Here is a 21,678-nt window from a genome sequence, read left to right as displayed (position 1 = left end):
AGACAGATACGTTTCAAGGGAAAGTCCATGACCACGGTGACCAGCACCAGCAGCACGGCCAGCTCCGTAGCCAGCGCGACGGCGTCCGCGAACAGCGCGCTCCAGTCGGCGGCGCAGTCGCTCATCAGCGGTTCGACGGGCTCGAACACGGACGTCTCCTCGCTCATTACGGCGATCGTCAACGCGAAGGTGGCCGGCCAGAGTGCGGCGATCACCTCGAAGCAGACGAACGACAACACGCAGCTTTCGGCAATCGGCACGCTCAAGTCGATCATGTCGCTGCTGCAAAGCTCCGTCGAGGGGCTTTCCGATGGCACGGCGCTCGGCGCCTTCACCGCGACCTCCGATGGCAAGGGCATCACCGCGACCGCCGGCACCGGCGCCGTGGCGGGCAGCTACCTCGTCAACGTGACGAACATCGCGACATCGCAAAGCCTGACCTCCGGCGGCTTCGACACGACCAAACAGTTCAATTCGGGCAGCCTCAAGCTTTCGCTCGGATCGAAGTCTTTCAGCATCAACGTCGATTCGTCGAACAACTCGCTCGCGGGCATCGCTTCGTCCATCAACGGCGCGAAGGATAACCCGGGCATCACGGCGACCATCGTCAACGGCACGGACGGCGCGCACCTCGTGCTGCGCTCCTCGACGACGGGCGGCGCCAACGCCATTTCGGTCGAAGCGACGACGAGCGGCGCGGCGGGTTCGTCGCAGTCCGACCTCGCGAGCCTGAACGTCACGTCGGCCGCGGGCGCGACGACGACCGACGCGAACGGCAAGACGACGACCTCCGGCACGCAGATCACCTCGACCGGCAACTGGACGCAGAGCGTCGCCGGCCAGGACGCCCTCTTCTCGGTCGCGGGCACCACGGTGACAAGCGCGACGAACAGCTCGACGACGGCCATCAACGGCATCACGCTGAATCTGACCTCGGCGGCTGTCGGCACGCCGCAGACGCTGACCATCGCTCAGGACACCACCGGCCAGAAGACCGCGATCAACGCGTTCGTCACGGCGTACAACAACTTCATCTCGACGGCGACTTCGCTGACCTCGTTCGACAACACGCAGGCGCAAGGCTCGCAAGGCGGCGTGTTCCTCGGCGACTCGATGATGAACACGATCAAGAACACGCTCGCGAGCATCGTGAGCGGCAGCGTGAGCTCGGGCGGCGGCTCGACCAACCTCGCGTCGATCGGTATCGCGCTGCAGCCGGACGGCACGCTCAAGGTCGACGACACGGCGCTCTCCAACGCGCTCACGAACCAGCCGGCGACGGTGGCCTCGGTCTTCAACATGACGAGCGGCGTCGGCACGAAGATGAACACGTCGCTGAACAACTTCCTCGCGACGGGCGGCCTGCTCGACGCGCGCACCACGTCGATCAACGCGGACCTGAAGAACCTCACGGCGCAGCAGGCCACGCTGACCACGTACACCAATCAGCTGACGGATTCGTACACCGCGCAGTTCACGGCGCTCAATACGCTGATGTCGCAGATGAATAACAACTCGCAATATCTGACGCAGTTGTTCGGCGGCACGAACAGCGCCGGCGCGCTCGCGTCGAACAAGAGCTGAGGCAAGCCATGACGCAATCGAATCAGGCCGATCTGCTGAACACGGTGTGGGAGATGACGCAGGCCATCGAGGCGAGCGCGCGTTCGGGCGACTGGATCGAGGCGGCGCGCATCACCGAGACGCGCTCGCCGCTGCTCATGTCGTTGCAGGCGGACCAGCCGGCCTCCGCGCTCGATCTGATCCGCCGCATCCAGATCGCCGATACCGCCGTCGTGCGCGCGGCGCATGAGCATCACGCGCATCTTTCCAGCCAGTACAAGCGTTCGATGGAAGGCGTGAACGCGGCGAATCATTATCAGCGGATGGGTTCGGGCTTCGCGCTCAGCCGGTCCGGAACGGCCAGCGCGTAAGCACTAGTTCACATCGACCAGCACCCGGCCTTTGAGCTGCCCCGCGAGCATCGCTTCGGCGGCCGCGCTCACTTCGTCGAGCCGGACCGTTTTTGCGGCGATGCCGTCGAGCAGCGCAGCCGGAAGATCATCGACGATGCGGTTCCACGCATCGATGCGATCCTTCGACGGCAACATCACCGAATCCACGCCGATGAGCCGTACGCCGCGCAGGATGAACGGCATCACGGTGGTCGGCAAATCCGCGCCGCCAGCGAGTCCGCACGCGGCGACCACGCCGTTGTAATTCATCTCCGCGAGCACGCGGGCGAGCACTTTCGATCCGACCGTGTCGATGGCCGCGGCCCAATTCTGCGCTTCGAGCGCACGCGGCGGCTCGGCCCACCGGGGGCCATCGGCGAACGACTTTGCTCCGAGGCTCCTGACATACTCGTGCTTCTGCTCGTTGCGGGTGAGCGCGCAGACCTCGTATCCGAGCTTGCTCAATATCGCGACCGCGACACTGCCCACGCCGCCCGACGCACCCGTCACGAGCACCTGGCCGCTCGCCGGCGCGATGCCCGCGTCTTCGAGCGCGTTCACGCACAACATGGCGGTGAAGCCGGCCGTGCCGATCATCATCGCCTGACGCGTCGTGATTGCTTCCGGCAGCGGCACCAGCCATTCGCCGCGCACGCGCTGATACTGGCTGTAGCCGCCCCAGTACTTTTCGCCGACGCTCCAGCCCGTGAGCACGACCTTCTGCCCCGCGCGCAGATCCGGATTCGACGTTTCGATGATTTCACCAGAGAAATCGATGCCCGGCACGAGCGGCCACGTCCTGACGATCTTTCCCTTGCCGGTGACGGCGAGCGCGTCCTTGAAGTTGATCGTCGAGTAGTCGATCTTGACGAGCGTATCTTCGCGCGGCAGCGCATCGAAGCCGAGCGTCTCGACCCTGGCGATGGTCTTGCCGTCTTCCTCGCGCAGCATCAGGGCGTTGAAGGTCTGTCCGGTCATCGTGTGTTCTCCCTTCGTCGGTTATCGACGTTATAGCCACTAGTTGACTGGTCGTCTACAAAAACCTATATTCGTTCCGGGAAAGCACTGAAGCGGCTCGACACGCGGATGACAATCGCGATGTCGCGGCACCTCCGCGCAGCGGGAATCGGCTGGCTCACGAACGCCGTACAGGCGGGATTCATCGTCCAAACGTTGACGTCGACGTGCACGGGCAGCGCCGACCGCTTGCCGGCAAGCCGGGGCTTGCCGCGTGCGGGCTGCTCGGCGCGGCGCTCGATGCGCTCTTCGCCTTGTATAGCGCGGGCTGGTAGCAATAGCCTCAATCATCCGAAGGACGTCATATCGATGGCAACGGCGGCAAGCAAGAAAGATGGCGGTCGCCGATCGGAGCTGATCCGGCTCGGTGTCGCGATCCTGACAGAAAAGGGCTTCCACAACTTCTCGCTCGATGAACTTGTCGCGCTCGCCGGCGTGCCGAAAGGCTCGTTTCACTACTATTTCAACAGCAAGGACGCGTATTGCCTCGAAGTCATTCAGGCGTATCACGCGTACTTCGCCAGGAAGCTCGACATGCATCTGAATGACGCGAGCCTCTCCCCGCTCGAACGCATTAAGGCGTTCACCGAGGATGCCGCGATCGGCATGGAGCGTCATGCGTTCCGGCGCGGCTGCCTCGTCGGCAATCTGAGTCAGGAACTGGCCGCACTCGACGAAACCTTCCGCAAGGCGCTCGTGGACGTCCTGCACGACTGGCGCAGACGAATCCGCGCGTGTCTGGAAGAAGGCAAGACGAGCGGCGAGATTCACGCGGACGCGGACACCGCCGCACTCTCGCGATACTTCTGGAACGCGTGGGAAGGCGCGGTCATGTGCGCGAAGCTCGAACAATCCAGAGAGCCGCTCGATGATGCGAGCGCCGCCTTTCTCGCGCATCTGACGCGTAGTGCGGAACGTTGATCGACTGGAAGCGATGCAGTTCCGGCGCGCGCGGTCGATGAGGGCAACCTGTCGGCGGCCGCTCGGCGTGCGCCGTCTCGGCGCGGGCAGCGGCATTTCGCAGCTCGTGCTCGGCAAGACGAAGGCTTTGGCGACGGACTTTCTGTCGCGCGGCCGCTCCGAGACGCTCGACGATCACCCCTTGCCCTATGGTGAAAGGCAACGGCTTTTCGCATGACCGGTGCCGCCGCGATCACAGTTCGCGGATCTGTCCGCTTTGCAGATATCGCCAGATGATGATCCCGGCGGTCTGCGTGAACGCGGCGGCGAGATCGAGATCCATCGGCGACGGCCCACGCGGTTCATCGAAATACATGGCGAGCGAGCCCACGAGATTGCCTTCCGATGTCTCGACCGGAAACGACCAGCAGCCGCGATAGCCGAACTTCTTCGCGAGCCAGGTCCACGAGCGCCAGCGGGGTTCGTCGAGCACGTCGCGCGTGATGACGGGCTCGCCGGTCGCGACCGCAAGACCGCAGGCAAGCGACTCGGGCGAGATGCGAAAACCGTCGACACACTGCGCATACGCGTCCGGCATGCCGACCACATGGTGCAGCACGTCTCCGTCCGCGATGTAGAACGCGCAGCGGCGTCCGTCCTGGGCCTGTGCCGCAAGCGTGCGTATCAGAACGCCGAGCGACGCGCCGAGCCGCTCGCCGTTCATCGCCGCCTGAAACGCTTCCTTCTGCGCCGACAGCCACGCCTCGTTGCGACGCAGCGCGACCTCCGCGTGCACGCGGTCGGTGATGTCGGCGAAGGTGATCGCGACGCCGTCGATGACGCCCGTCTGCGCGACATAAGGAAAAATCTTGCGCAGCAGGCACCGGCCGCCGCCGTTGCGGATGACCGCTTCGCGCGGGTCGGCGGCATCGAGCACGCGGCGGATGTCCGTATAGAAATCCGGATCGCGGAAGATCGGAACGAGATCGGCGATGCTGCGACCTGTATCGTTGTCTCGCAGCGGGAACAGGTCGCGCATGGACGGCGTGAACCATCGGAGCTTGAGTTCCGCATCGAGCAACAGCGTCATCACCGCGCCGGAGAGCAACACGCGGCTTTGCATTGCGAGTTGCGCGATGTTCTCCTGCAGCTCGACGTTCGCTTGATCGAGGTCTTCGTTGCTCTGGTTGAGCTGTTCGTTCGATGCCTTGAGTTCTTCGTTCAGCGCGAGCAGTTCTTCGTGCGACGCTTCGACTTCCTCGCGCGATATCCGGGCTTCGTCCTTCCAGTCGATGGCGTCGTCCATGCCGAGATCGTCCTGAAGAACGGAGGAGCCGTCCGCCTGAAGCGCATCGAGCGTGTCGTCCTCGCGTATGAACGACACCAGTATGCGGTCCCGCGCATCGCCGCTCGACGTTTGCAGCGGCGTGAGCCGCACGCTCGCGGCGGCGCTGTTTGCGTCGCCATCGTGCAGGCCGGTCAGGACGATCGCCTCGTGCCGCTCGAGCACCTGCCGCACGCCATGCTCGAGGCGCGCAGCCCATTGCCGCGGCACGAGTTCGGTCAGATCCAGCGACGGCTCGCCCGCCGGCAACCTGAGAATGCCCTTCGTGTTGCCGTAGGTTCGAAGCACGCTGCACGTGTCGTCGATCAGCACCGACGGAACGTCGAACTGCTCGTGCGCGACGCGCAGCGCCGCCGCCAGCGCCTGGCCGTTCGATGCCGGCCTCGGCACGGAGCTCATGCGCCCGCCGCCGGGCATCGGGCCTACCTTGCGATAGATGTTCCACTTCGACGAGACCACTTCGAAGCCCTGTCCGGCGAGTGGATACGCTTCGCTCTTTCCAAGAAAAAGCACACCGCCGACGCGCAGCGCGCCGTGCAGAACTGAGAGCAGCGTCCTGACCGTTTCGGATTCCAGATAGATGAACAGGTTGCGGCACGTGACCAGATCGAGCCCGGAGAACGGCGGATCGGAAATGAGATCCTGCGGCACGCAGACGAGCTTTTCGCGCAGGCAGCGTTTCACGCGGAACGCGCCGTCGACCTTGTAGAAGTACTGGCTCTGACGCGCCTCCGATACCCCGGCGAGCGACTTGACGCGAAACAATCCACGGCTCGCGCGCGCCACGAGTTCCGGCGCGGCATCGGTTGCGAAGACCTGAAAATCGAACGGTTCCGCGCGTTCCTGCGACATTTCATCCAAAAGCATGGCGACGGAATACGCTTCTTCGCCGGTCGAACAGGCGGGCGTCCACACGCGCACGGTGCGCTGCTTTTCGTGGCGGGACACGATCGGTCCGAGCACTTCATCGCGCAGGACCGTCCAGGCATCGGCATCGCGGAAAAACTCGGTCACGTGAATCGGAATGCCGCGAACCAGCACTTCGAGTTCGACCGGATCGTCTTCGATGAGGTAGGCGTAGTCGTCGAATGACCATATTTCGCGCGCGTCCATGCGCTGCTGGATGCGCCAGAGCAGTGGCGAAGGCTTATAGCCGCTCAGATCGAACCCGGCGCGCTGACGCACCAGCTCGATGATGCGGCCGAGCGTCTCCGACGCGCCAACCGCCGATCCGCCCGACGGCACCGGGCGCACGTATGCCGGATCGGCGCAGGCGACCAGTTGCTGACCGATCGCCGCGAGAGGAAGGATGTGATCGTGGATGCCGCGCTGGATCACGGCGTTGGGCATGCCGTCGTAAAGCGCGGTGAGCGGATCCTGAACGATGACGACGCCGCCCGCCTGCCGGATGCGCAGCGCGCCGGCGGCGCCATCCATTCCGGTGCCCGAGAGGATGACCGCGAGCGAACGCGGCGCCTCGCGCTGCGACAGGCTTTCGAGAAACGAGTCGATCGTGTCGATGCCGGGACGCCGTTCGCCGCCCTCCGCAGGCCGCGTGCGGAACACGCCGTCTTCGAGCGTCAGAATGCGGTCCGGCGACGGCACGTACACGCAATTGGCGACGGGCCGGGTGCCGTCGGTCGCGGCGCGGACCGGCAGGCGCGTCCATCGGGCGATCAGGTTGGCGAGGCCGCTGGTCTTGTCGGCCGGTAAATGCTGCAATACGACGAGCGCGAAGGGAATCGAGACGGGAAGCCGCTCGAACAGTTTTTGCAACGCGGTGATGCCGCCGGCCGATGCGCCGACAGCGGCGATGGGAACGTCGGCTTGCCTTACGTCCATTGCCAGAAAGTCGGCCACGGTCGGCTCCGGTAAATCTGTCAGACGCCGCGTCAAAATTCCCTAGGCATCGGGCAGACTGCTTCACGGTGCGAACCACGTGATCCGCCTCGGCGGCGCCCGGGCGGTCGTTTTACGGTCGATCCGGACGGGCGGCCGTCATTTGTCAAGCGGATAACATGCCAGGTTGCTGGATTCGTCCGATCGTTCGACGGCCTTCGCTCCCGTCGACGCAGCCGTGAGATCGCGGACGTTGTCGCCCTTCACGGCGTCGAGTTTCGTGGATGCGATCTCCAGCCGGTTCCCGCCGCGCGATTTCGCGCTGTAAAGCGCGCGATCCGCGGCGGCGAGCACCTTTGCCAGCGTGTCGTCGTCGGTTCCGAAGCGCGCCATGCCGATGCTGACCGTCGCCGAAATTTCGACGCCGCCCGCCGCGCGCGTAACCGTCTGCGCGAAGCGGCGCACAACGGCTTCGGCGAGGTCTTTGGCGCGCGCGTTTTCGTGCCCCGGCAGCAGCGCCGCGAACTCTTCACCGCCGATGCGCGCCAGGATCACATCGCGCCCGAGCACGTTGCGCAGCGTCCGCGAGAACGACTTCAGCACTTCATCGCCGGCTTCGTGGCCGAAGCGATCGTTGATCGCCTTGAAGTGATCGAGATCGAGCGCGAGACAGCACACGGGCGCGAAGGCGTTGCTGTCGCGGATGGCGGATGCGCCTTCTTCGAAGAACCATCGGCGGTTGCCGAGGCCTGTGAGGTAATCGGTCTGCGATTCGCGCCGCAGATCGGCGTGGGCTTCGTCGCGCGCGAGGCGCAGGAGGGTCATCGGCAGGACGACGGAATAAAGCACGCCTTCGTACATCGTCGCCTGACCGACGATGGCCAGCACATGCGGTCCGAACGACGCCGCGAGCCACGGCAGGATGGTGACCCGGAACGCGTAGAAGAGCGCGTGCGTGCCGGTGACGGCCACGGCGAGATTGCGCGACTGCTTCCATTTCGAATCGCGCGTGCCGAGCAGTTCGCGCGCGGTCAGGCCGCACACGACGGCGATGGGCGTCGCGCTGACGTAGGCCCACATGACCGCTTCGCCGCGCTTGCCCGCGATGACCCAGGCGAGCGCGAGCATCGACAGGATGACGACGGAGATGCGGCCGTAACGGCGTCCGTTGAGCAGCGCGACGCCTTGCAGATTCAGCAGATAACCGCCGACGATGATGAGATTCGCGAGCGCGGAGCCTGCGACGCCGGGCAGGCCGGGGACGTCGTGCCGGATCGAGGCGGTGGCGCAGCCGAGCGCGAGCGTGGCGTAACCGGCGGCGAGCACGCCGAGTTCGCGTTTGCGCCGCGGATACGACCGGCGCTCCCAGAGCGTCAAGCCGCTGCTGGCGAGGAGCGTACCGATTGCTAACAAATAGAGGGTTATGAGGTCGACACGCATGCGCTCGTTGAGCCTTCTTCCAGCGGAAGACGATCTGACATGGCTCGTTTACGGCAGGGGATGGGGAAAATTGAGGGAGCGAGGGATCCGAAGGGAATGCTCGAAACGCCGGACGTGCGCACCAATGCCGACTCACCAGCAGCCTTGCAGCAAGGCCGTCAGTATTCGTGCCATTCGCTTCAGGTTGCTTGCCAGCATCGTCAGTTTGAAGTGCTGGTTCACACTTACGATGCCTCGATACACCGTCTGTCGAAGTCGACTTACGGTCTTGCCCCAACCGAAGTGCTCTTGATGCGTTTGCGTTTCACCTCGCTGTTGCCATAACCGGGCGCACGCGAAGTGCGCGCGTCGATGGCGCTGCCGCTCGAGGCCACGCAAGCGTGGACCATCCGAAATGGCAGAAGCACATCGAAGCGAGTGCGCTTTTTGATGTATCTGGATACGCCCGTCTCAACTCACTCATGTCTCTTACTGGAACTCTAGGGCCGTTTCGGACGGCTCGTCAGTAGCTGGATTTCGCTGTCCTCGTCCAATTCCGCCTCGATCGCCGCTCTGAACTGCGCCGAACTGTACGCCCTCAAGCGCACGCGCCGCTTCGTCATCACTGACGAACAGTGTCTTCATGCCACTATCGGGCGATGGATCGGCGGCGCAAGCGGTCTCACTTCGCGTCGTTGTAGACCGTCGCCCGCGAGACGCCCAGGTGCTGGGCGACGGTTTCCATCGAACGCCGCAGTTCGAGGTACCCCTCGTCTTTGAGCGCCTGCATCAGCGCCCTGCGCTGATCGGTGCGCAACGATTGCGGCGTCGTCGCGTGACCGACCGCGTACCGGTCGATCCGCTCGCGCAACGACGCGGCGCCGGACGGATCGAGCGACTCCTTGACCGCATCGTTCGCGAGCGCGGAGAATTGTTCCAGCATGGTCGTCATGCTGCGGATAAGCGTCACGTCGACATTCAGACACAGCGCAGCGATGTATCGCCCGTCCGAATCCTTTATGCCGATGGACGTGCTCTTCGCCTGCCGGCCATCCGCGAAACGGTTCGCGTAGTTCGCGACGACTTGCGGATATCCGGCATCGGCGATGCGCGCGAGGCCCAGTTCGGTCGCCGGATCGCCGACCGCACGCCCGGACAGGTTGTTGTAAATCGCGAGAATCGCGTTCTTCGGATGCAGAAGATCGTGAACCACGACTTCGGTGAAAGGCGCGAGCGTTTCGCCCAGGCCCGCCGCGATGTGCTTGACCTGATCGACGATGGTTTTCTGCTCGGGCGTGAGTCTGCGCTTGGCCATTGGACGATTCATCTAGGTTTCGGCGCATTGTATAGCGTATGGTGCGCGGCTGATATTGATATTTCGTCCATTATTGGACATAATTTACAGACACGGCTATCCTTCCGAGTCAGACATGACCCCTTCCCAGCTTCCTGCTTACGCAGACGTCGAGGCCGCGGCTTCGCGCATCGCGGGCATTGCACATCGCACACCAGTTCTGACCTCGCGCACGCTGAACGACATGACCGGCGCGGAAGTCTTCATCAAGTGCGAGAACTTGCAGCGCATGGGCGCGTTCAAGTTCCGCGGCGCCTTCAACGCGCTCTCGCGCTTCTCGCCCGAACAGCGCAAAGCGGGCGTCGTCGCGTTCTCGTCGGGCAATCATGCGCAAGGCATTGCGCTGTGCGCGAAGCTCCTGGGCATTCCTGCAACGATCGTGATGCCGCACGACGCGCCCGCAGCCAAAGTGGCGGCGACGAAGGGATACGGCGCGAAAGTAATCGGGTACGACCGCTACACGGAGGATCGCGAAGCGATCGGCAAGCGTCTCGCCGATGAAAACGGTCTCACGCTGATTCCGCCCTACGATCACCCGGACATTCTCGCGGGACAAGGCACAGCCGCGAAGGAACTCTTCGAAGACGCCGGCGCGCTCGATTATCTCTTCGTGCCCTTGGGCGGCGGCGGCCTGCTCTCGGGCACCGCGCTGTCTACCCGGGCGCTCGCGCCGCAATGCGTGCTGTACGGCGTCGAGCCGGAAGCGGGCAACGATGGCCAGCAATCGTTCCGCAGCGGCGGGATCGTGCATATCGATACGCCGAAAACCATCGCGGACGGCGCGCAGACGCAGCATCTCGGCAACTACACGTTCGCCATCATCAAGCGCGATGTAAACGACATCCTGACTGCATCGGATGCAGATCTCGTCAACGCCATGAAGTTCTTCGCGTCCCGCATGAAGATCCTCGTCGAGCCGACCGGATGCCTCGGACTGGCCGCCGCGCTGAACATGAAGGATGCGCTCAAGGGCAAGCGCGTCGGCGTGATTATCAGCGGCGGCAACATCGACCTCGATCGATTCTGCTCGCTCGTAACCGGCGAAGCCTGACGGATCGGCGCACGAAGCATCCTATGGATTGGATGCGACGCTGGCTCGCGTTCGTCTACGGCGCCGATGTCACCGGCATCGACGTCGCGGCACGGCCGAACGTTGCGGCGACGCTTCCGCGCCTCCGATGTGCTCGGCACGTTGTCTTGGGCGTCCGGAAACCAACCGGACGGCGCGCAACATGGTGATTGGCCCGCAGGCAGAGCGCGATCCGCAAGATGGAGGCGGCGTGCTGATCGATGGCCGGCGCATGCCCTTCTCCGATGACGTGACGCAGGCGCTGGTCTGATCTCGACCGGAAACCGCCTCAGCCGCGGCTGCCGGTCTCCGCATCCTGCGCCGTCCATCCGGCGACGCGCTCGCTCAGACTCAGGCCGAGACCGGGACGCGTCGGCACGATCATGCGGCCGTCCTTGGTCTCCAGGCGTTCGTTGAAAAGCGGCTCCAGCCATTCGAAGTGCTCGACCCACGGTTCGCGCGGATAGCACGCCGCGAGATGCACGTGAAGCTCCATCGCGAAATGCGGCGCGAGCATGAGCCCCGCGTGGTCCGCGAGCGTCGCCACTTTCAGGAACGGCGTGATGCCGCCGACGCGCGGCGCATCCGGCATCAGATAATCCGCGCCGCGCTGGCGGATGAACTCCCAATGCTCGGACACGCTCGTCAGCATTTCCCCGGTTGCGATCGGTGTATCGAACTGGGCGGCGAGCGCGGCGTGGCCTTCCGCGTCATAGCAATCGAGCGGCTCTTCGATCCAGATCAGGTTGAACTGTTCGAAGATGCGGCACATGCGCTGCGCGGTCGGGCGATTCCACTGCTGATTCGCATCGACCATCAGCGGGAACGTGTCGCCGAGGTGCTTGCGCACCGCCTGCACGCGCTGGATGTCAAGCGCGCAATCCGGCTGTCCAACCTTCAGCTTGATGCCGCCGATGCCCTTCTCGCGCGAAATGTCGGTATTCGTCACGAGTTGATCGAGCGGCGTATGCAGGAATCCGCCCGACGTGTTGTAGCAGCGCACGGATGCTCGCTGCGCGCCGAGCAGTTTCGCGAGCGAGAGGTTCGCGCGCTTCGCCTTCAAATCCCACAGCGCGACGTCGAACGCGCCGATCGCCTGCGCGGCCATCCCGCTTCGTCCCACCGACGCACCCGCCCACGCCAGTTTGTCCCACAGCCGCGCGATATCGCTCGGGTCCTCGCCGATCAACGCCGGCGCGATCTCCTTCGCATGCGCGAACTGGCCGGGGCCGCCCGCGCGCTTGGAATAGCTGAAGCCGAGACCGCGATGACCGTCGGCGGTTTCGATTTCGACGAAGAGAATCGCGATTTCCGTCATCGGCTTCTGGCGGCCGGTAAGCACCTTGGCATCGCTGATCGGATTGGCGAGCGGCAGAAAGGTGGAGGCGACGCGGACCCACTTGATCGAGTCGTTCGACGTCGCGGCGATGAGCGATGATGTTGCGTTCATGTTTGCTTCCTTACGAGGCAGTGGCGCGGTTTTTCAGGGGCGCAGCGGCGCGTTTCTGCGCGCCATCGTCGTGATCGTCGAGATCCAGACGCTGCAATTTGCCGACGATGAACAGATACGAACACGCGCCGAGGATCGACAGCGCGCCGACATAGGTCAACGCCACTTCGAACGATCCGGTGCTCTTGATCATCCAGCCGATGGCGAGCGGCGTCACGATGCTCGCGAGATTGCCGCACAGATTGAAGATGCCGCCGCTGATGCCCATTGCATGCTTCGGCGACACATCGCCGACGATGCACCAGCCGAGATTGCCGACGCCCTTCGCGAAGAAAGCGATCGACATCACGAGAATCACGATGGTCGTCGAATGGACGTAGTTCGCAACCACGATCGTGCTCGACAGGATCAGGCCGCAGATGATCGGCGTCTTGCGCGCGGCGGTGAGGCTGAAGCCGCGCTTGAGCATCCAGTCGGACCACAGGCCGCCGATGAGTCCGCCGATGCAGCCGGCAATCGCAGGCAACGCGGCGACGAGACCGACCTTCAGAATCGACATGCCCTTCGCTTCGATGAGATACGTCGGGAACCACGTGAGAAAGAACCAGGTGATCGACGTGAGGCAAAACTGGCCGATATACACGCCGATCATCATGCGGTTCGCCGCGATCGCACCGACCTGTTTCCAGCGGAACGGCTGCGGACTGTCGCCCATCGTCGGCAGACCGCCGCCCGCCGCGATGTATTCCAGTTCCGCCGCATTGACGCGATGATCGCGCTGCGGTTCGCGCACGGACCGCAGCCACCAGAAACCGATGACGATGCCGACCGCGCCCGTCGTGAAGAACACGTAATGCCAGCCCCACGCGCTGACCGTGAAGGTCATGATCGGCGTGAAGACCGCGAGTGCGAAGTACTGCGCAAGCTGAAAGATGGATGTCGCGAGGCCGCGCTCGGCGCTCGGGAACCACATCACCGTCAGGCGGCTGTTGCAGGGAAACGCGGGCGATTCGGCGATGCCCATCAGGAAGCGCAGCACGAAGAGCATCAGGAACGCGGATGCGAAGAGATGCACGAAGCCCTGAAGGAAGGTCAGCGTCGACCAGAGAATCAGGCTGATGCCAAGCACGATGCGCGCGCCGAAGCGGTCGAGAAGCAGCCCGCCCGGAATCTGCATGGCCGTGTACGCCCAGCCGAAGGCCGAGAACGCGATGCCCATCGTCAACGCGTCGAAGCCGAGATCGTGCCGCATGCTCGGCGCGGCGATCGAAAGCGTCGCCCGATCCACGTAGTTGAACACGGTCACGATGAAGATCATCGCGAGAATGAACCAGCGCACTTTTGTGCGAGGCGCGCCGCTTTGTGCGCTCGATGACTGGACTGCCACGCTTGTCTCCTGGGTGGTCTGCTTGCGATCGATAATACAGTGATTGCGCAATCATTCAACGCTTTTTGATTGCGCAATCATCGGTGTTTTCCCCGATGAACACGACGGCGCGATGCATCGGAAAGGCGCGGCGTTCGTGGTCTAATTCTTCTGAGCGGCCGGTCCGCGCCGACACAAACAGGCAGTCGTCTTTCCAACATGGCGAAGAAAATATCCAGCAGGCAGATCGCGCTTTCCGCGCAGCCGGAGAGCGTGACGCTGATCGATGTCGCGAGAGTCGCGGGTGTCGCACCGATGACCGTGTCGCGGGCGCTGAACCGCCCGGAACTCGTGCGCAGCGACACGCAGAAGAAAGTGCTCGACGCGGTGCGCGCCACCGGCTACGTGCCCAACATGCTTGCGGGCGGCCTCGCGAGCAGCAAGAGCCGGCTCGTCGCGATCCTGCTGCCGACCATCGCCAACTCGATCTTCGCCGACACCGTGCAGGCGCTCGTCGACAAGCTGACCGAAGCCGGCTATCAGACGCTGCTGGGCCTCACCGCGTATTCCACGGCCCGCGAGGAAGCGCTCGTCGAAGCGATTCTCGGCCGGCGTCCCGACGGTATCGTGCTTGCCGGAACGAGCCACACGAAAGCGACGGTCGAGCGCCTGACCAAGGCGCGGATTCCGGTCGTCGAGATATGGGATCTGACCAGCAAGCCGATCGATACGGTCATCGGTTTCTCGCACGAGGAAGTCGGCAAGAAAGTGGCGCAGCATCTGCTCGGCAAGGGTTATCGCAAGTTCGGGATCGTTTCGATCGACGATCCGAGAGGTTTGCGACGGGCAAAGAGCCTGATCGCGGAACTGCGCAGACACGGCATCGCCGATGCGGATTTCAGAACACTGCCGGCGCCCGCGACACTGCAGGCAGGACGCGCGGGCGCGGCGCTCCTTTTCGACGAAGCGAAGCCCGATATCATCGTCTGCAGTTCGGACACGCTCGCGCAGGGCGTTCTGGCGGAAGCGGCCAGCCGGAAGATCGCCGTGCCGCGCGATGTCGCAGTGATGGGCTTCGGCGATCTCAGCACCGCCGCGCACGTCTACCCTGCGCTGTCGACGGTGCGCGTCGAGGGCGCGACCATCGGCATGAAGACCGCGCAGACTTTGCTGGCGAGGTTCGGCGCAGCCGATTCAGACATGGACGTTGCAGCGCAGACGAGGATCGATACGGGCTTCTCGATCATCGACCGCGAGAGCGCGTGAGGCTTCAATCCAGCGCGTTGCCCGCGTAAGCGCCGATGGCCGGCATCACGCGCGCATCGAGCCAGTGCACCGGCACGGCGAGATGAATCAGCTCGGCGACGATCACACTTACCAGCAACACGACGATCCACCGCCGCGCCTTGTCGGAGATGGCGAGGCGCGCGCCCAGCAGTCCGCCGACGAGACTGCCCGCGGCCATGATGCCGCCGATCGGCCAGTCGATGCTTTGATGCTGCACGAAGACGGCCATCGCGACGGCGGTCGTCAGCAACGTGGCGACGTTCTTGATCGCATTGGCTTCGACGAGCGAGAGTCCCGCCGCGAGCACGAGCACCAGCAGCATGTAGGTGCCCGAATCGAGCACGATGAAGCCCGTCCATATGCCGACGAGAAAGAGCAGCGACATCGACTTGAAGCCGAGCGTTATCTCGCCGTTTCCCGCCGCGTTCAGCAGGTTTTTGAGCTTCGTGAGGATGAGGATCAACGCGAGCACGACCGCGCCCACGATGACCATGCGCAAGTCATGCCCTGGAAGATAGACGCTCGCCATTGCGCCGAGCGCCGCGCCCGCCATGAGCGGCGCGGCCGCGGTGAGCGCGCGCCGCCACGGAATCGCGCCGTTGCGCGCGAGCCCGACCGTCGCGGCGATCGCACCGACGAGCACCGGAATGCGATTGGTCGCGTTCGCCGTGGCCGCGTGCAGGCCGACCGACATGAGGATCGGCAGCGAAACCGCCGATCCCGATGACGCGACCGTGTTGAGAAAGCCGCACAACAATCCGGCCACCACGACGACAACGATGATTTCGGGCGTGAAGCTCATGACGGTTCCTTAGCTATTGAACCGTGAGCTTGACCGCGACGAATGAGTTCGGAATTACGGAGTGCGAATGAGGGAAAACACCTAACGCGTTTCGTCGAAATTCGACGCTATGCCGCCATGACACGATCTTCGACCGCGCGACACGCATGAGCTCAGAAACGACAAGGTTTCCTGAACGTTCGATTCTTTATCGCAAGTGTTGTAAGGCCGCATCGCACCGATCGCGGCGGTCGTTGCGCGCGCTGAAACTATGCTGAAATCGTCGCTTTCCGAGGACCGAAAAGACAAGACGACCCGGAACCGTCGTTCCTAATATATCGCCACTCGAATAACTGGTATCCAACTGGATCTACGAAAGAGAGCCCAGTTAAATACGTCGAGGGCGCGATTCGTACGACGCTTCGTCGCGCGCAAGAAACACATCCTGCTCGACTGAATCTTGATGATCCATGTGCGTCGGGCGCTCCGGCCGATGACCGGGCAGTTTATTTCGGCATCCGTATCATCTATTCCGACGAACGAAGGGACATCATGCGTGTGTTACTGATTGAGGACGATCTGGACGTTGGGCAGGCGCTGTTCCAGGCTTTGAGAAACAACGATTATCGCGTCGACTGGGTACGCGATGCGCGCGCGGCGCGTCTTGCCATCGACGCGAGTTATTACGCCGTCGTTCTGCTGGAGCTCGGCCTTCTGTGCGGCGGCGGTCTCGAGCTATTGCGAGCATCGCGCGAATCGGGCAACAAGGTGCCGATGCTCACGTTCACCACGTCTCACGATCCGGCGACACGCGTGCGCAGTCTCGACATCGGCGCGGACGATTGCGTGCTCAAGCCGTTCGACGTGCGCGAGGTGTTGGCGCGCATCCGCGCGGTGCTGCGCCGTCAGGCCGGTTACGCGACGTCCTGTATCGGCGATGAAGCGCTGTGCCTCGATCTCGACCGCCGGACACTGTCGCGCGATGGCGTCGCCTCGCCGCTCTCCGCGCGCGAATTCGCATTGATGCACGCGCTGCTCGAACGGCCCGAAACGATTCTGTCCCGCGCGCAACTCGAAGAACGTCTTTATGGCTGGGGCAACGAAGTCGAAAGCAATGCGCTCGACGTGCTGATCCATTCGATGCGCAAGCGCTTCGGACGCAACTTCATCCGCAACGTGCGCGGCATCGGCTGGACGCTCGCGGGCGGCGAGCCGAAGCAGCATCGCGCGCCATCGCAAGCGCATGCGGCGCTCACGCATTGACGCATCGACGCGTAATTCCCGGCTAACTGTGCATCGATACGATGCACGGGCAGTGTCGGACTCCACACCCTACCAAGGAGCATCACATGAACGAACGCGCCATTCGCATTCCCGCCATCGGCCTAGATCTGAAGGTGTTTATCGAGCCATCGGCGACCGAGGGGCGCGCGACGCTCATCGAAACGCACGATGCGCCCGGCTTCGGCCCGCCGATGCATCGGCATGGAAACGAGACCGAAGTGTTTCATGTGCTGCAGGGGCGCTATCTGTTCGAAGTGGACGGCGAGCGCCGGATCGTGAGCGCGGGCGAGACGCTCACCGCGCTCGCGGGCACAAAGCATCGCTTCGTCAATATCGACGATGAAACGTCGCCCATGCTGGTCCTCATCTCGCCGGGATTCGACGCGGCCAGCTTCTTCGGCCAGTTGCGCGACGTGATGACGGACGGCGTGCCCGACCCGGCGACGCTCGCGCGGTTCGGCGCGAAATGGGACATCGAGTTTCTCGGGCCGCCGCTGAAAGCGCATGCGGCGTAGCCGCCGTTTTTTTAACGCGCCGGTGAACGTGCGGCGACGTCCTTCGCCTGAACGTCGATCGTCGCGGGCGTGGCGGTTGCATTGGCGGCAGGTGCTGCATCGCCTACGCCGTCCTTGAATGCCTTGACCGCGCCGCCCAGATCGGAGCCGACGGAGCGCAGCTTTTTCGTGCCGAAAATGAGCGCAACGATTGCAAGAACGATGAGCCAATGCCCGATGCTGAGACTTCCCATATCACCTAACTCCTAACAGAGAGAACGTTGAAACCGTAGGGATGCGCAAAATTTACTCGCCCGCACCCGCATTCGTGGCCCATTCTGTCATAGAAATCAATGATTTATGCAGCTTCGTTTCAAACCGTTACGCGAAGCGCCGCCATTCGAGGAAATTGTTACCGCGGCGCCGGACGGTTCACGCGACGGCCGCCAGCGCGAGATCGATGCCCGATTGCCGGATGCCGGTCGCAGCAGCCGGAGCGAGACCGTCGTCGGTGATGACCTGATCGAAGCGCTCGAGACTCGCGACCTTGTACAGCCCGACCGTGCCGTACTTGGAACTCGCGACGGTGAGCACGTTGCGCGATGCGGCTTCCATCGCCGCGAGCTTGACCTCGACTTTCGGCGCGGAAGGCGTCGTCACGCCACGGCGCAAGTCCCATGAACTCGCCGAGATGAACGCGACATCGAGCACGACCTGACGCAGCGTCGCCGCCGCGAGCGTGCCGACGCTCGACAGGTTCTTGTGATCGAGCTGCCCGCCGATATGAATGACGTTGACGTGCGTCGCGCTGGCGAGTTCGCGCACGATCTGGAAGTCGTTGGTCACGACCGTCATGTCTTGCAGCTCGACGATATGCGGCACGAACGACAGCATGGTCGTGCCGGCATCGAGATAGATCGACATGCCCGCGCGCAGCCCTTCCGTGGCACGCCGCGCGATGGCCTGCTTCTGCGGCTGCTCGACGACCGCCTTCGACTGATGGCTCGGCTCGCTGTTCAGATGACTCGCGATGCGCACGCCGCCCGGCACCGTGTAGACGAAGCCGGCCTCTTCCAGCACGGCGATGTCGCGCCGCACCGTCATGTGCGAACAGTTGAACGACTCCATCAACTGATGCACCGAGAGCACCTTGTCCCGGCGCAACTGGCGCAGCATGGCCTCGCGCCGCTGATCGGGAATCAGCGGAACATCGGATGCATCGGGTTTGGCCTGGCTCGACATGGGAAAACCTTCGTTAAGCGCCCCGCCTGCGGGGGGTCGCCTATCTTAGCCGATGAACATGTTGATGAGCAGCACGCCCGCGAGCCCGACGAGCGACTGCACGCACAGCATCAGCGTCCACGTCCGCAGCGTCTGCGAGACCGTCAACTGGAAATATTCCTTGAAGAGCCAGAAGCCGGAGTCGTTCACGTGCGACAGCATCACCGCGCCGGAAGCGGTCGCGAGCACCATCAGTTCCGGCGAAACGCCCGGATGCGACACGAGCAGCGGCGCGACGATGCCAGAAGCCGCCACGGTCGCGACCGTCGCTGAGCCGACGCACACGCGCAAAAGCGCGGCGATCACCCACGCGAGCACGAGCGGGCTCACGGCCCAGCTCGCCGTGTGCGACACGATGATCGTGTCCAGATGGATCGACGTCAGCATCTGCTTGAAGCCGCCGCCCGCGCCGAGAATCAGCAGGATCGCCGACAGCGGCGCGATGCCCTTGCCGATCATCTTCTGCATGTCCGCGAGCGGAAACCGGCTTTTGATGCCGAGCGCGAAGAACGCGAAAATCACGGCGGCGAGCAGCGACAGGATCGGATCGTTGAGCGACTGGAAGAACACGTATTGCCCCGTGCCCTTCGTGCTGTAGTCCATGCCGAGCGTCCCCGCGAGCATCAAACCCGGCGGAATCAGCAGGCAGAGAATCGACAGCGCGAGCGAGACGTCGGTGGCGTTTTCGGCATCGGTGCGCGTGCCGCCCGGACCCTTCGACAGATCGGGCGCGGGTCCGAAGCTGCGTCGCGCGAACGCCGTGAAAAGCGGGCCGGTGATGACCGCCGCCGGAATCGCGATGACGAGACCGTACAGCAGCGTAAGCCCGGTGTTGGCGTGATAAGCGGTCACGGCGAGCGTCGGCGCCGGATGCGGCGGCAGCAGACCGTGCGACACGTAAAGGCCCGCGGCGAGCGGCAAGCCGATGTACAAGAGATGGCTGCCGGTGCGGCGCGCGATCGTATAGACGAGCGGCGCGAGCATGATGAAGCTCACGTCGAACAGATGCGGCATGCCGATCAGAAGCGCCGCCGCGCACACGGTCCAGGGCGCGAGCCACAACGGCCGCTTGCCGACGAACGCATTCGCGATGCGATCCGCGCCGCCCGTGCCGATCATGATGCCGCCGAGCACTGCGCCCAGGCCTACGACCGGACCGGTGCGCGCCAATGCGCCGCCGAAGCCCTTCGTGAAGCTGTCTATCGCGTGCTCGGGCGTCACGCCCGCCGCGAGACCGAGCCCGAGCGCGACCAGCGTCAGCGCAATGAACGGGCTCAGCTTGTATCGCGCGATCAAAACGATCAGCACGACGATGGCGATCACGGCCATCGTGATCGTCCCGAATTCTCCCCGCATGGTGTCTCCCCTTCCTGTTTCGTTGTTCGAGTAATGCCGTGTTGCCCCGCGCTCAGGCGCAGCCGGTTTCCCACGCACGCAGCAGCGCTTCGTCCGGATTGCGCAGATCGCCGATCGTGATGAGCTCGCCCGCCTTCACGTTGCGCGCGAGCGTCGTGTGCGCCGCGAGATAGAGCGGCGCGACATCGGCGGGTGCGTTGTTGCGATCGAGCAGCACGGCCTGCACGCCGGTCACGTCGTGATGATGGCCGCCCATGTGCAACACGGTGCCGGCGGCGATATCGACGTTCGCGCGGCCCGCCAGCACGACGCATTGCGCGGGCCTCGCCGCGCCCGACGGGCGGCCGTGCAGCACCGCGTCGAGCAGCGTGATCGGCGTCTCGACGCCCATAAAGTGATACGGCAGATACATGCACGCGTAGCGCCCGTTGCGGCTCACGACGTGGCCCTTCTGCGCGAGCAATTCCCACGTCGGCGCATCGAAGGTACGCACGACGACGAACACGCCGCCCGCGAAACTCGCCTCGTCGGGACGGCGCAGCATGTTGAATACGTCGATGACGCCCGCGCGCGACAGCACGCCGCCGTCTTCGCGCAGCGCGTAGATATCGGCGAGTTCGGTCGTGCGCGCGACCGGGTAATGCAGCAGTTCGACATCGGACACGAGGTTCGTGTTGGTCGCGACGACGCTCATCTCGCAGTAATCCGCCGTCGCGGAAGTCTTGCGGCCGCGCAACGCCTCACGGCGTGCGGCGAGCGTCGCGGGAATGTCGTCGCCGAGCGCCATGAGGCCGGCGAGTTCCGGCGCGGCGAAGGTCTGGTCGAGCTGCGTGACCTGGCCGGTGGCATCGTCGAAAACGAGGTCGTATTCGCTCGACTTGCCCGCCGCGACGATCTCCAGACCCAGCACGCGCGCCCACGTCACCCAGCCGATCAGGTTCGACGGCTGATCGCCGTCCGCCGTCGTGTAGACGACGCCCTGGCGCTCCGCGAGCCGCGCGAGCGACACGCCCGCGACCGAATCGACCTCCTTGCTGACCATCGCGACGTGGCGCTTGGCGATGAGCGCCGCGACCGCCACGCGGTAGCCGACCGACGGATTGCCGGTCGCTTCGACGAGGATGTCGTACTGCGCCGATGCGATCAGCGCGACATCGGCGACGAGCGCGATCTTGCCGGCGTCGAGCGCGGCGACGCTCGCGGCGTCGGCGCAATCGACGAGCGCGGCGTCGTCGAAACCCAGCTCGACGCACATCGCGCGCAGGCCCGCGACATCGAGATCGCACAGGACCGCCGGCACGAGGCGCTCCATCAGCCGCGTCTGTGCAAGCAGCGTACGGGCGAAGCCGCCCTTCGCGCCGGTCAGCGCGTAACGCACCGGCTGGCCCGCGTGCGCCGACGAAGCCGGGGAAAACAGAAGTTCGAAGTTCATCTTGGAATCCGCGCAAAAAGGCGTTGCCGGAGGACGTTCAACCGGCGAA

The 21,678-nt window shown here is 64.1% G+C and carries 20 protein-coding genes; 8 read left to right on the top strand and 12 right to left on the bottom strand.

All coding sequences use genetic code 11. The annotated features are described in order from the left end of the window. Positions 1 to 27: 27 nt before the first annotated feature. Both fliD and fliT read left to right on the top strand, forming a co-directional pair. Positions 28 to 1,584 (top strand): flagellar filament capping protein FliD, encoded by a 1,557-nt coding sequence (fliD, locus tag AWB77_RS29675; RefSeq protein WP_061138053.1) that lies wholly within the window; start codon positions 28 to 30, stop codon positions 1,582 to 1,584. Positions 1,585 to 1,592: 8 nt separating this feature from the next. Next, the gene (gene fliT, locus AWB77_RS29670) at positions 1,593 to 1,934 is read left to right on the top strand and encodes a flagellar protein FliT (RefSeq protein WP_061138052.1); all 342 of its coding nucleotides are present in this window, start codon (positions 1,593 to 1,595) and stop codon (positions 1,932 to 1,934) included. Between the two features lie 3 nt (positions 1,935 to 1,937). Here the strand turns inward: fliT and AWB77_RS29665 are convergent, their stop codons facing one another. Continuing rightward, positions 1,938 to 2,933: an MDR family oxidoreductase gene (locus AWB77_RS29665; protein WP_061138051.1), complete on the bottom strand. Its 996-nt coding sequence runs from the start codon at positions 2,931 to 2,933 to the stop codon at positions 1,938 to 1,940. A gap of 348 nt (positions 2,934 to 3,281) precedes the next feature. On the opposite strand from AWB77_RS29665, the gene AWB77_RS29660 reads away from it, so the two are divergent. Together AWB77_RS29660 and AWB77_RS29655 are read left to right on the top strand one after the other, a co-directional pair. Then, positions 3,282 to 3,893 (top strand): TetR/AcrR family transcriptional regulator, encoded by a 612-nt coding sequence (locus AWB77_RS29660; protein WP_208601579.1) that lies wholly within the window; start codon positions 3,282 to 3,284, stop codon positions 3,891 to 3,893. Positions 3,894 to 3,930: 37 nt separating this feature from the next. After that, positions 3,931 to 4,110: a hypothetical protein gene (locus AWB77_RS29655; protein WP_244158697.1), complete on the top strand. Its 180-nt coding sequence runs from the start codon at positions 3,931 to 3,933 to the stop codon at positions 4,108 to 4,110. 15 nt (positions 4,111 to 4,125) lie between these two features. On the opposite strand, the gene AWB77_RS29650 is transcribed toward AWB77_RS29655, so the two are convergent. The 4 genes from AWB77_RS29650 to AWB77_RS29640 form a co-directional block, all read right to left on the bottom strand. Then, on the bottom strand, positions 4,126 to 7,077 hold the full coding sequence (locus tag AWB77_RS29650) for a chemotaxis protein CheB (protein ID WP_244158696.1): 2,952 nt from the start codon (positions 7,075 to 7,077) through the stop codon (positions 4,126 to 4,128). Positions 7,078 to 7,215: 138 nt separating this feature from the next. Next, on the bottom strand, positions 7,216 to 8,496 hold the full coding sequence (locus AWB77_RS29645; RefSeq protein WP_082852780.1) for a GGDEF domain-containing protein: 1,281 nt from the start codon (positions 8,494 to 8,496) through the stop codon (positions 7,216 to 7,218). Positions 8,497 to 8,628: 132 nt separating this feature from the next. Further along, complete coding sequence (locus AWB77_RS34855) at positions 8,629 to 8,874, bottom strand: transposase (protein ID WP_074168990.1); 246 nt, start codon at positions 8,872 to 8,874, stop codon at positions 8,629 to 8,631. Between the two features lie 283 nt (positions 8,875 to 9,157). Then, positions 9,158 to 9,790, bottom strand: coding sequence for a helix-turn-helix transcriptional regulator (locus AWB77_RS29640; RefSeq protein ID WP_061138048.1), 633 nt, complete (start codon positions 9,788 to 9,790; stop codon positions 9,158 to 9,160). 115 nt (positions 9,791 to 9,905) lie between these two features. Here AWB77_RS29640 and AWB77_RS29635 point away from each other — a divergent pair, with 115 nt between their 5' ends. Beyond that, a complete protein-coding gene (locus AWB77_RS29635) occupies positions 9,906 to 10,880 on the top strand; it encodes a threo-3-hydroxy-L-aspartate ammonia-lyase (protein ID WP_061138047.1) in 975 nt (324 codons plus the stop codon). 307 nt (positions 10,881 to 11,187) lie between these two features. Here the strand turns inward: AWB77_RS29635 and AWB77_RS29630 are convergent, their stop codons facing one another. Continuing rightward, positions 11,188 to 12,348 (bottom strand): L-talarate/galactarate dehydratase, encoded by a 1,161-nt coding sequence (locus tag AWB77_RS29630; RefSeq protein WP_061138046.1) that lies wholly within the window; start codon positions 12,346 to 12,348, stop codon positions 11,188 to 11,190. A 10-nt stretch (positions 12,349 to 12,358) separates the two neighbouring features. After that, a complete protein-coding gene (locus AWB77_RS29625; protein WP_061138105.1) occupies positions 12,359 to 13,666 on the bottom strand; it encodes an MFS transporter in 1,308 nt (435 codons plus the stop codon). 267 nt (positions 13,667 to 13,933) lie between these two features. On the opposite strand from AWB77_RS29625, the gene AWB77_RS29620 reads away from it, so the two are divergent. Next, on the top strand, positions 13,934 to 14,980 hold the full coding sequence (locus AWB77_RS29620; protein WP_061138045.1) for a LacI family DNA-binding transcriptional regulator: 1,047 nt from the start codon (positions 13,934 to 13,936) through the stop codon (positions 14,978 to 14,980). A 4-nt stretch (positions 14,981 to 14,984) separates the two neighbouring features. Here the strand turns inward: AWB77_RS29620 and AWB77_RS29615 are convergent, their stop codons facing one another. Beyond that, the gene (locus AWB77_RS29615) at positions 14,985 to 15,803 is read right to left on the bottom strand and encodes a sulfite exporter TauE/SafE family protein (protein ID WP_061138044.1); all 819 of its coding nucleotides are present in this window, start codon (positions 15,801 to 15,803) and stop codon (positions 14,985 to 14,987) included. A gap of 531 nt (positions 15,804 to 16,334) precedes the next feature. Here AWB77_RS29615 and AWB77_RS29610 point away from each other — a divergent pair. After that, on the top strand, positions 16,335 to 17,045 hold the full coding sequence (locus AWB77_RS29610; RefSeq protein ID WP_061138043.1) for a response regulator transcription factor: 711 nt from the start codon (positions 16,335 to 16,337) through the stop codon (positions 17,043 to 17,045). Positions 17,046 to 17,131: 86 nt separating this feature from the next. After that, positions 17,132 to 17,581, top strand: a complete 450-nt coding sequence (locus AWB77_RS29605; protein WP_061138042.1) for a cupin domain-containing protein — start codon at positions 17,132 to 17,134, stop codon at positions 17,579 to 17,581. A gap of 11 nt (positions 17,582 to 17,592) precedes the next feature. Here the strand turns inward: AWB77_RS29605 and tatA are convergent, their stop codons facing one another. The 4 genes from tatA to AWB77_RS29585 all read right to left on the bottom strand — a co-directional run bounded on the left by tatA (position 17,593) and on the right by AWB77_RS29585 (position 21,629). Beyond that, entirely contained in the window at positions 17,593 to 17,814 is a 222-nt protein-coding gene (tatA, locus tag AWB77_RS29600; protein WP_061138041.1) for a Sec-independent protein translocase subunit TatA, read from the bottom strand. 178 nt (positions 17,815 to 17,992) lie between these two features. Beyond that, the gene (locus AWB77_RS29595; protein WP_061138040.1) at positions 17,993 to 18,802 is read right to left on the bottom strand and encodes a DeoR/GlpR family DNA-binding transcription regulator; all 810 of its coding nucleotides are present in this window, start codon (positions 18,800 to 18,802) and stop codon (positions 17,993 to 17,995) included. Positions 18,803 to 18,847: 45 nt separating this feature from the next. Continuing rightward, a complete protein-coding gene (locus AWB77_RS29590) occupies positions 18,848 to 20,197 on the bottom strand; it encodes a GntT/GntP/DsdX family permease (RefSeq protein WP_061138039.1) in 1,350 nt (449 codons plus the stop codon). Between the two features lie 52 nt (positions 20,198 to 20,249). Continuing rightward, positions 20,250 to 21,629, bottom strand: a complete 1,380-nt coding sequence (locus AWB77_RS29585) for a hypothetical protein (RefSeq protein ID WP_061138038.1) — start codon at positions 21,627 to 21,629, stop codon at positions 20,250 to 20,252. Positions 21,630 to 21,678: the final 49 nt, after the last annotated feature.

The organism is Caballeronia fortuita (assembly GCF_001544835.2).
Lineage (GTDB): Bacteria > Pseudomonadota > Gammaproteobacteria > Burkholderiales > Burkholderiaceae > Caballeronia > Caballeronia fortuita.
Note: the sequence above shows the minus strand (reverse complement) of the source record. Positions and strands in the feature narration are given on the sequence as shown.

Coding starts and splice junctions, on each gene's coding strand:
- fliD (WP_061138053.1), top strand. CDS start 28: ATGACCACGGTGACCAGCACCAGCAGCACGGCCAGCTCCGTAGCCAGC.
- fliT (WP_061138052.1), top strand. CDS start 1,593: ATGACGCAATCGAATCAGGCCGATCTGCTGAACACGGTGTGGGAGATG.
- AWB77_RS29665 (WP_061138051.1), bottom strand. CDS start 2,933: ATGACCGGACAGACCTTCAACGCCCTGATGCTGCGCGAGGAAGACGGC.
- AWB77_RS29660 (WP_208601579.1), top strand. CDS start 3,282: ATGGCAACGGCGGCAAGCAAGAAAGATGGCGGTCGCCGATCGGAGCTG.
- AWB77_RS29655 (WP_244158697.1), top strand. CDS start 3,931: ATGAGGGCAACCTGTCGGCGGCCGCTCGGCGTGCGCCGTCTCGGCGCG.
- AWB77_RS29645 (WP_082852780.1), bottom strand. CDS start 8,496: ATGCGTGTCGACCTCATAACCCTCTATTTGTTAGCAATCGGTACGCTC.
- AWB77_RS29640 (WP_061138048.1), bottom strand. CDS start 9,790: ATGGCCAAGCGCAGACTCACGCCCGAGCAGAAAACCATCGTCGATCAG.
- AWB77_RS29635 (WP_061138047.1), top strand. CDS start 9,906: ATGACCCCTTCCCAGCTTCCTGCTTACGCAGACGTCGAGGCCGCGGCT.
- AWB77_RS29630 (WP_061138046.1), bottom strand. CDS start 12,348: ATGAACGCAACATCATCGCTCATCGCCGCGACGTCGAACGACTCGATC.
- AWB77_RS29625 (WP_061138105.1), bottom strand. CDS start 13,666: ATGATCTTCATCGTGACCGTGTTCAACTACGTGGATCGGGCGACGCTT.
- AWB77_RS29620 (WP_061138045.1), top strand. CDS start 13,934: ATGGCGAAGAAAATATCCAGCAGGCAGATCGCGCTTTCCGCGCAGCCG.
- AWB77_RS29615 (WP_061138044.1), bottom strand. CDS start 15,803: ATGAGCTTCACGCCCGAAATCATCGTTGTCGTCGTGGTGGCCGGATTG.
- AWB77_RS29610 (WP_061138043.1), top strand. CDS start 16,335: ATGCGTGTGTTACTGATTGAGGACGATCTGGACGTTGGGCAGGCGCTG.
- AWB77_RS29605 (WP_061138042.1), top strand. CDS start 17,132: ATGAACGAACGCGCCATTCGCATTCCCGCCATCGGCCTAGATCTGAAG.
- tatA (WP_061138041.1), bottom strand. CDS start 17,814: ATGGGAAGTCTCAGCATCGGGCATTGGCTCATCGTTCTTGCAATCGTT.
- AWB77_RS29595 (WP_061138040.1), bottom strand. CDS start 18,802: ATGTCGAGCCAGGCCAAACCCGATGCATCCGATGTTCCGCTGATTCCC.
- AWB77_RS29590 (WP_061138039.1), bottom strand. CDS start 20,197: ATGCGGGGAGAATTCGGGACGATCACGATGGCCGTGATCGCCATCGTC.
- AWB77_RS29585 (WP_061138038.1), bottom strand. CDS start 21,629: ATGAACTTCGAACTTCTGTTTTCCCCGGCTTCGTCGGCGCACGCGGGC.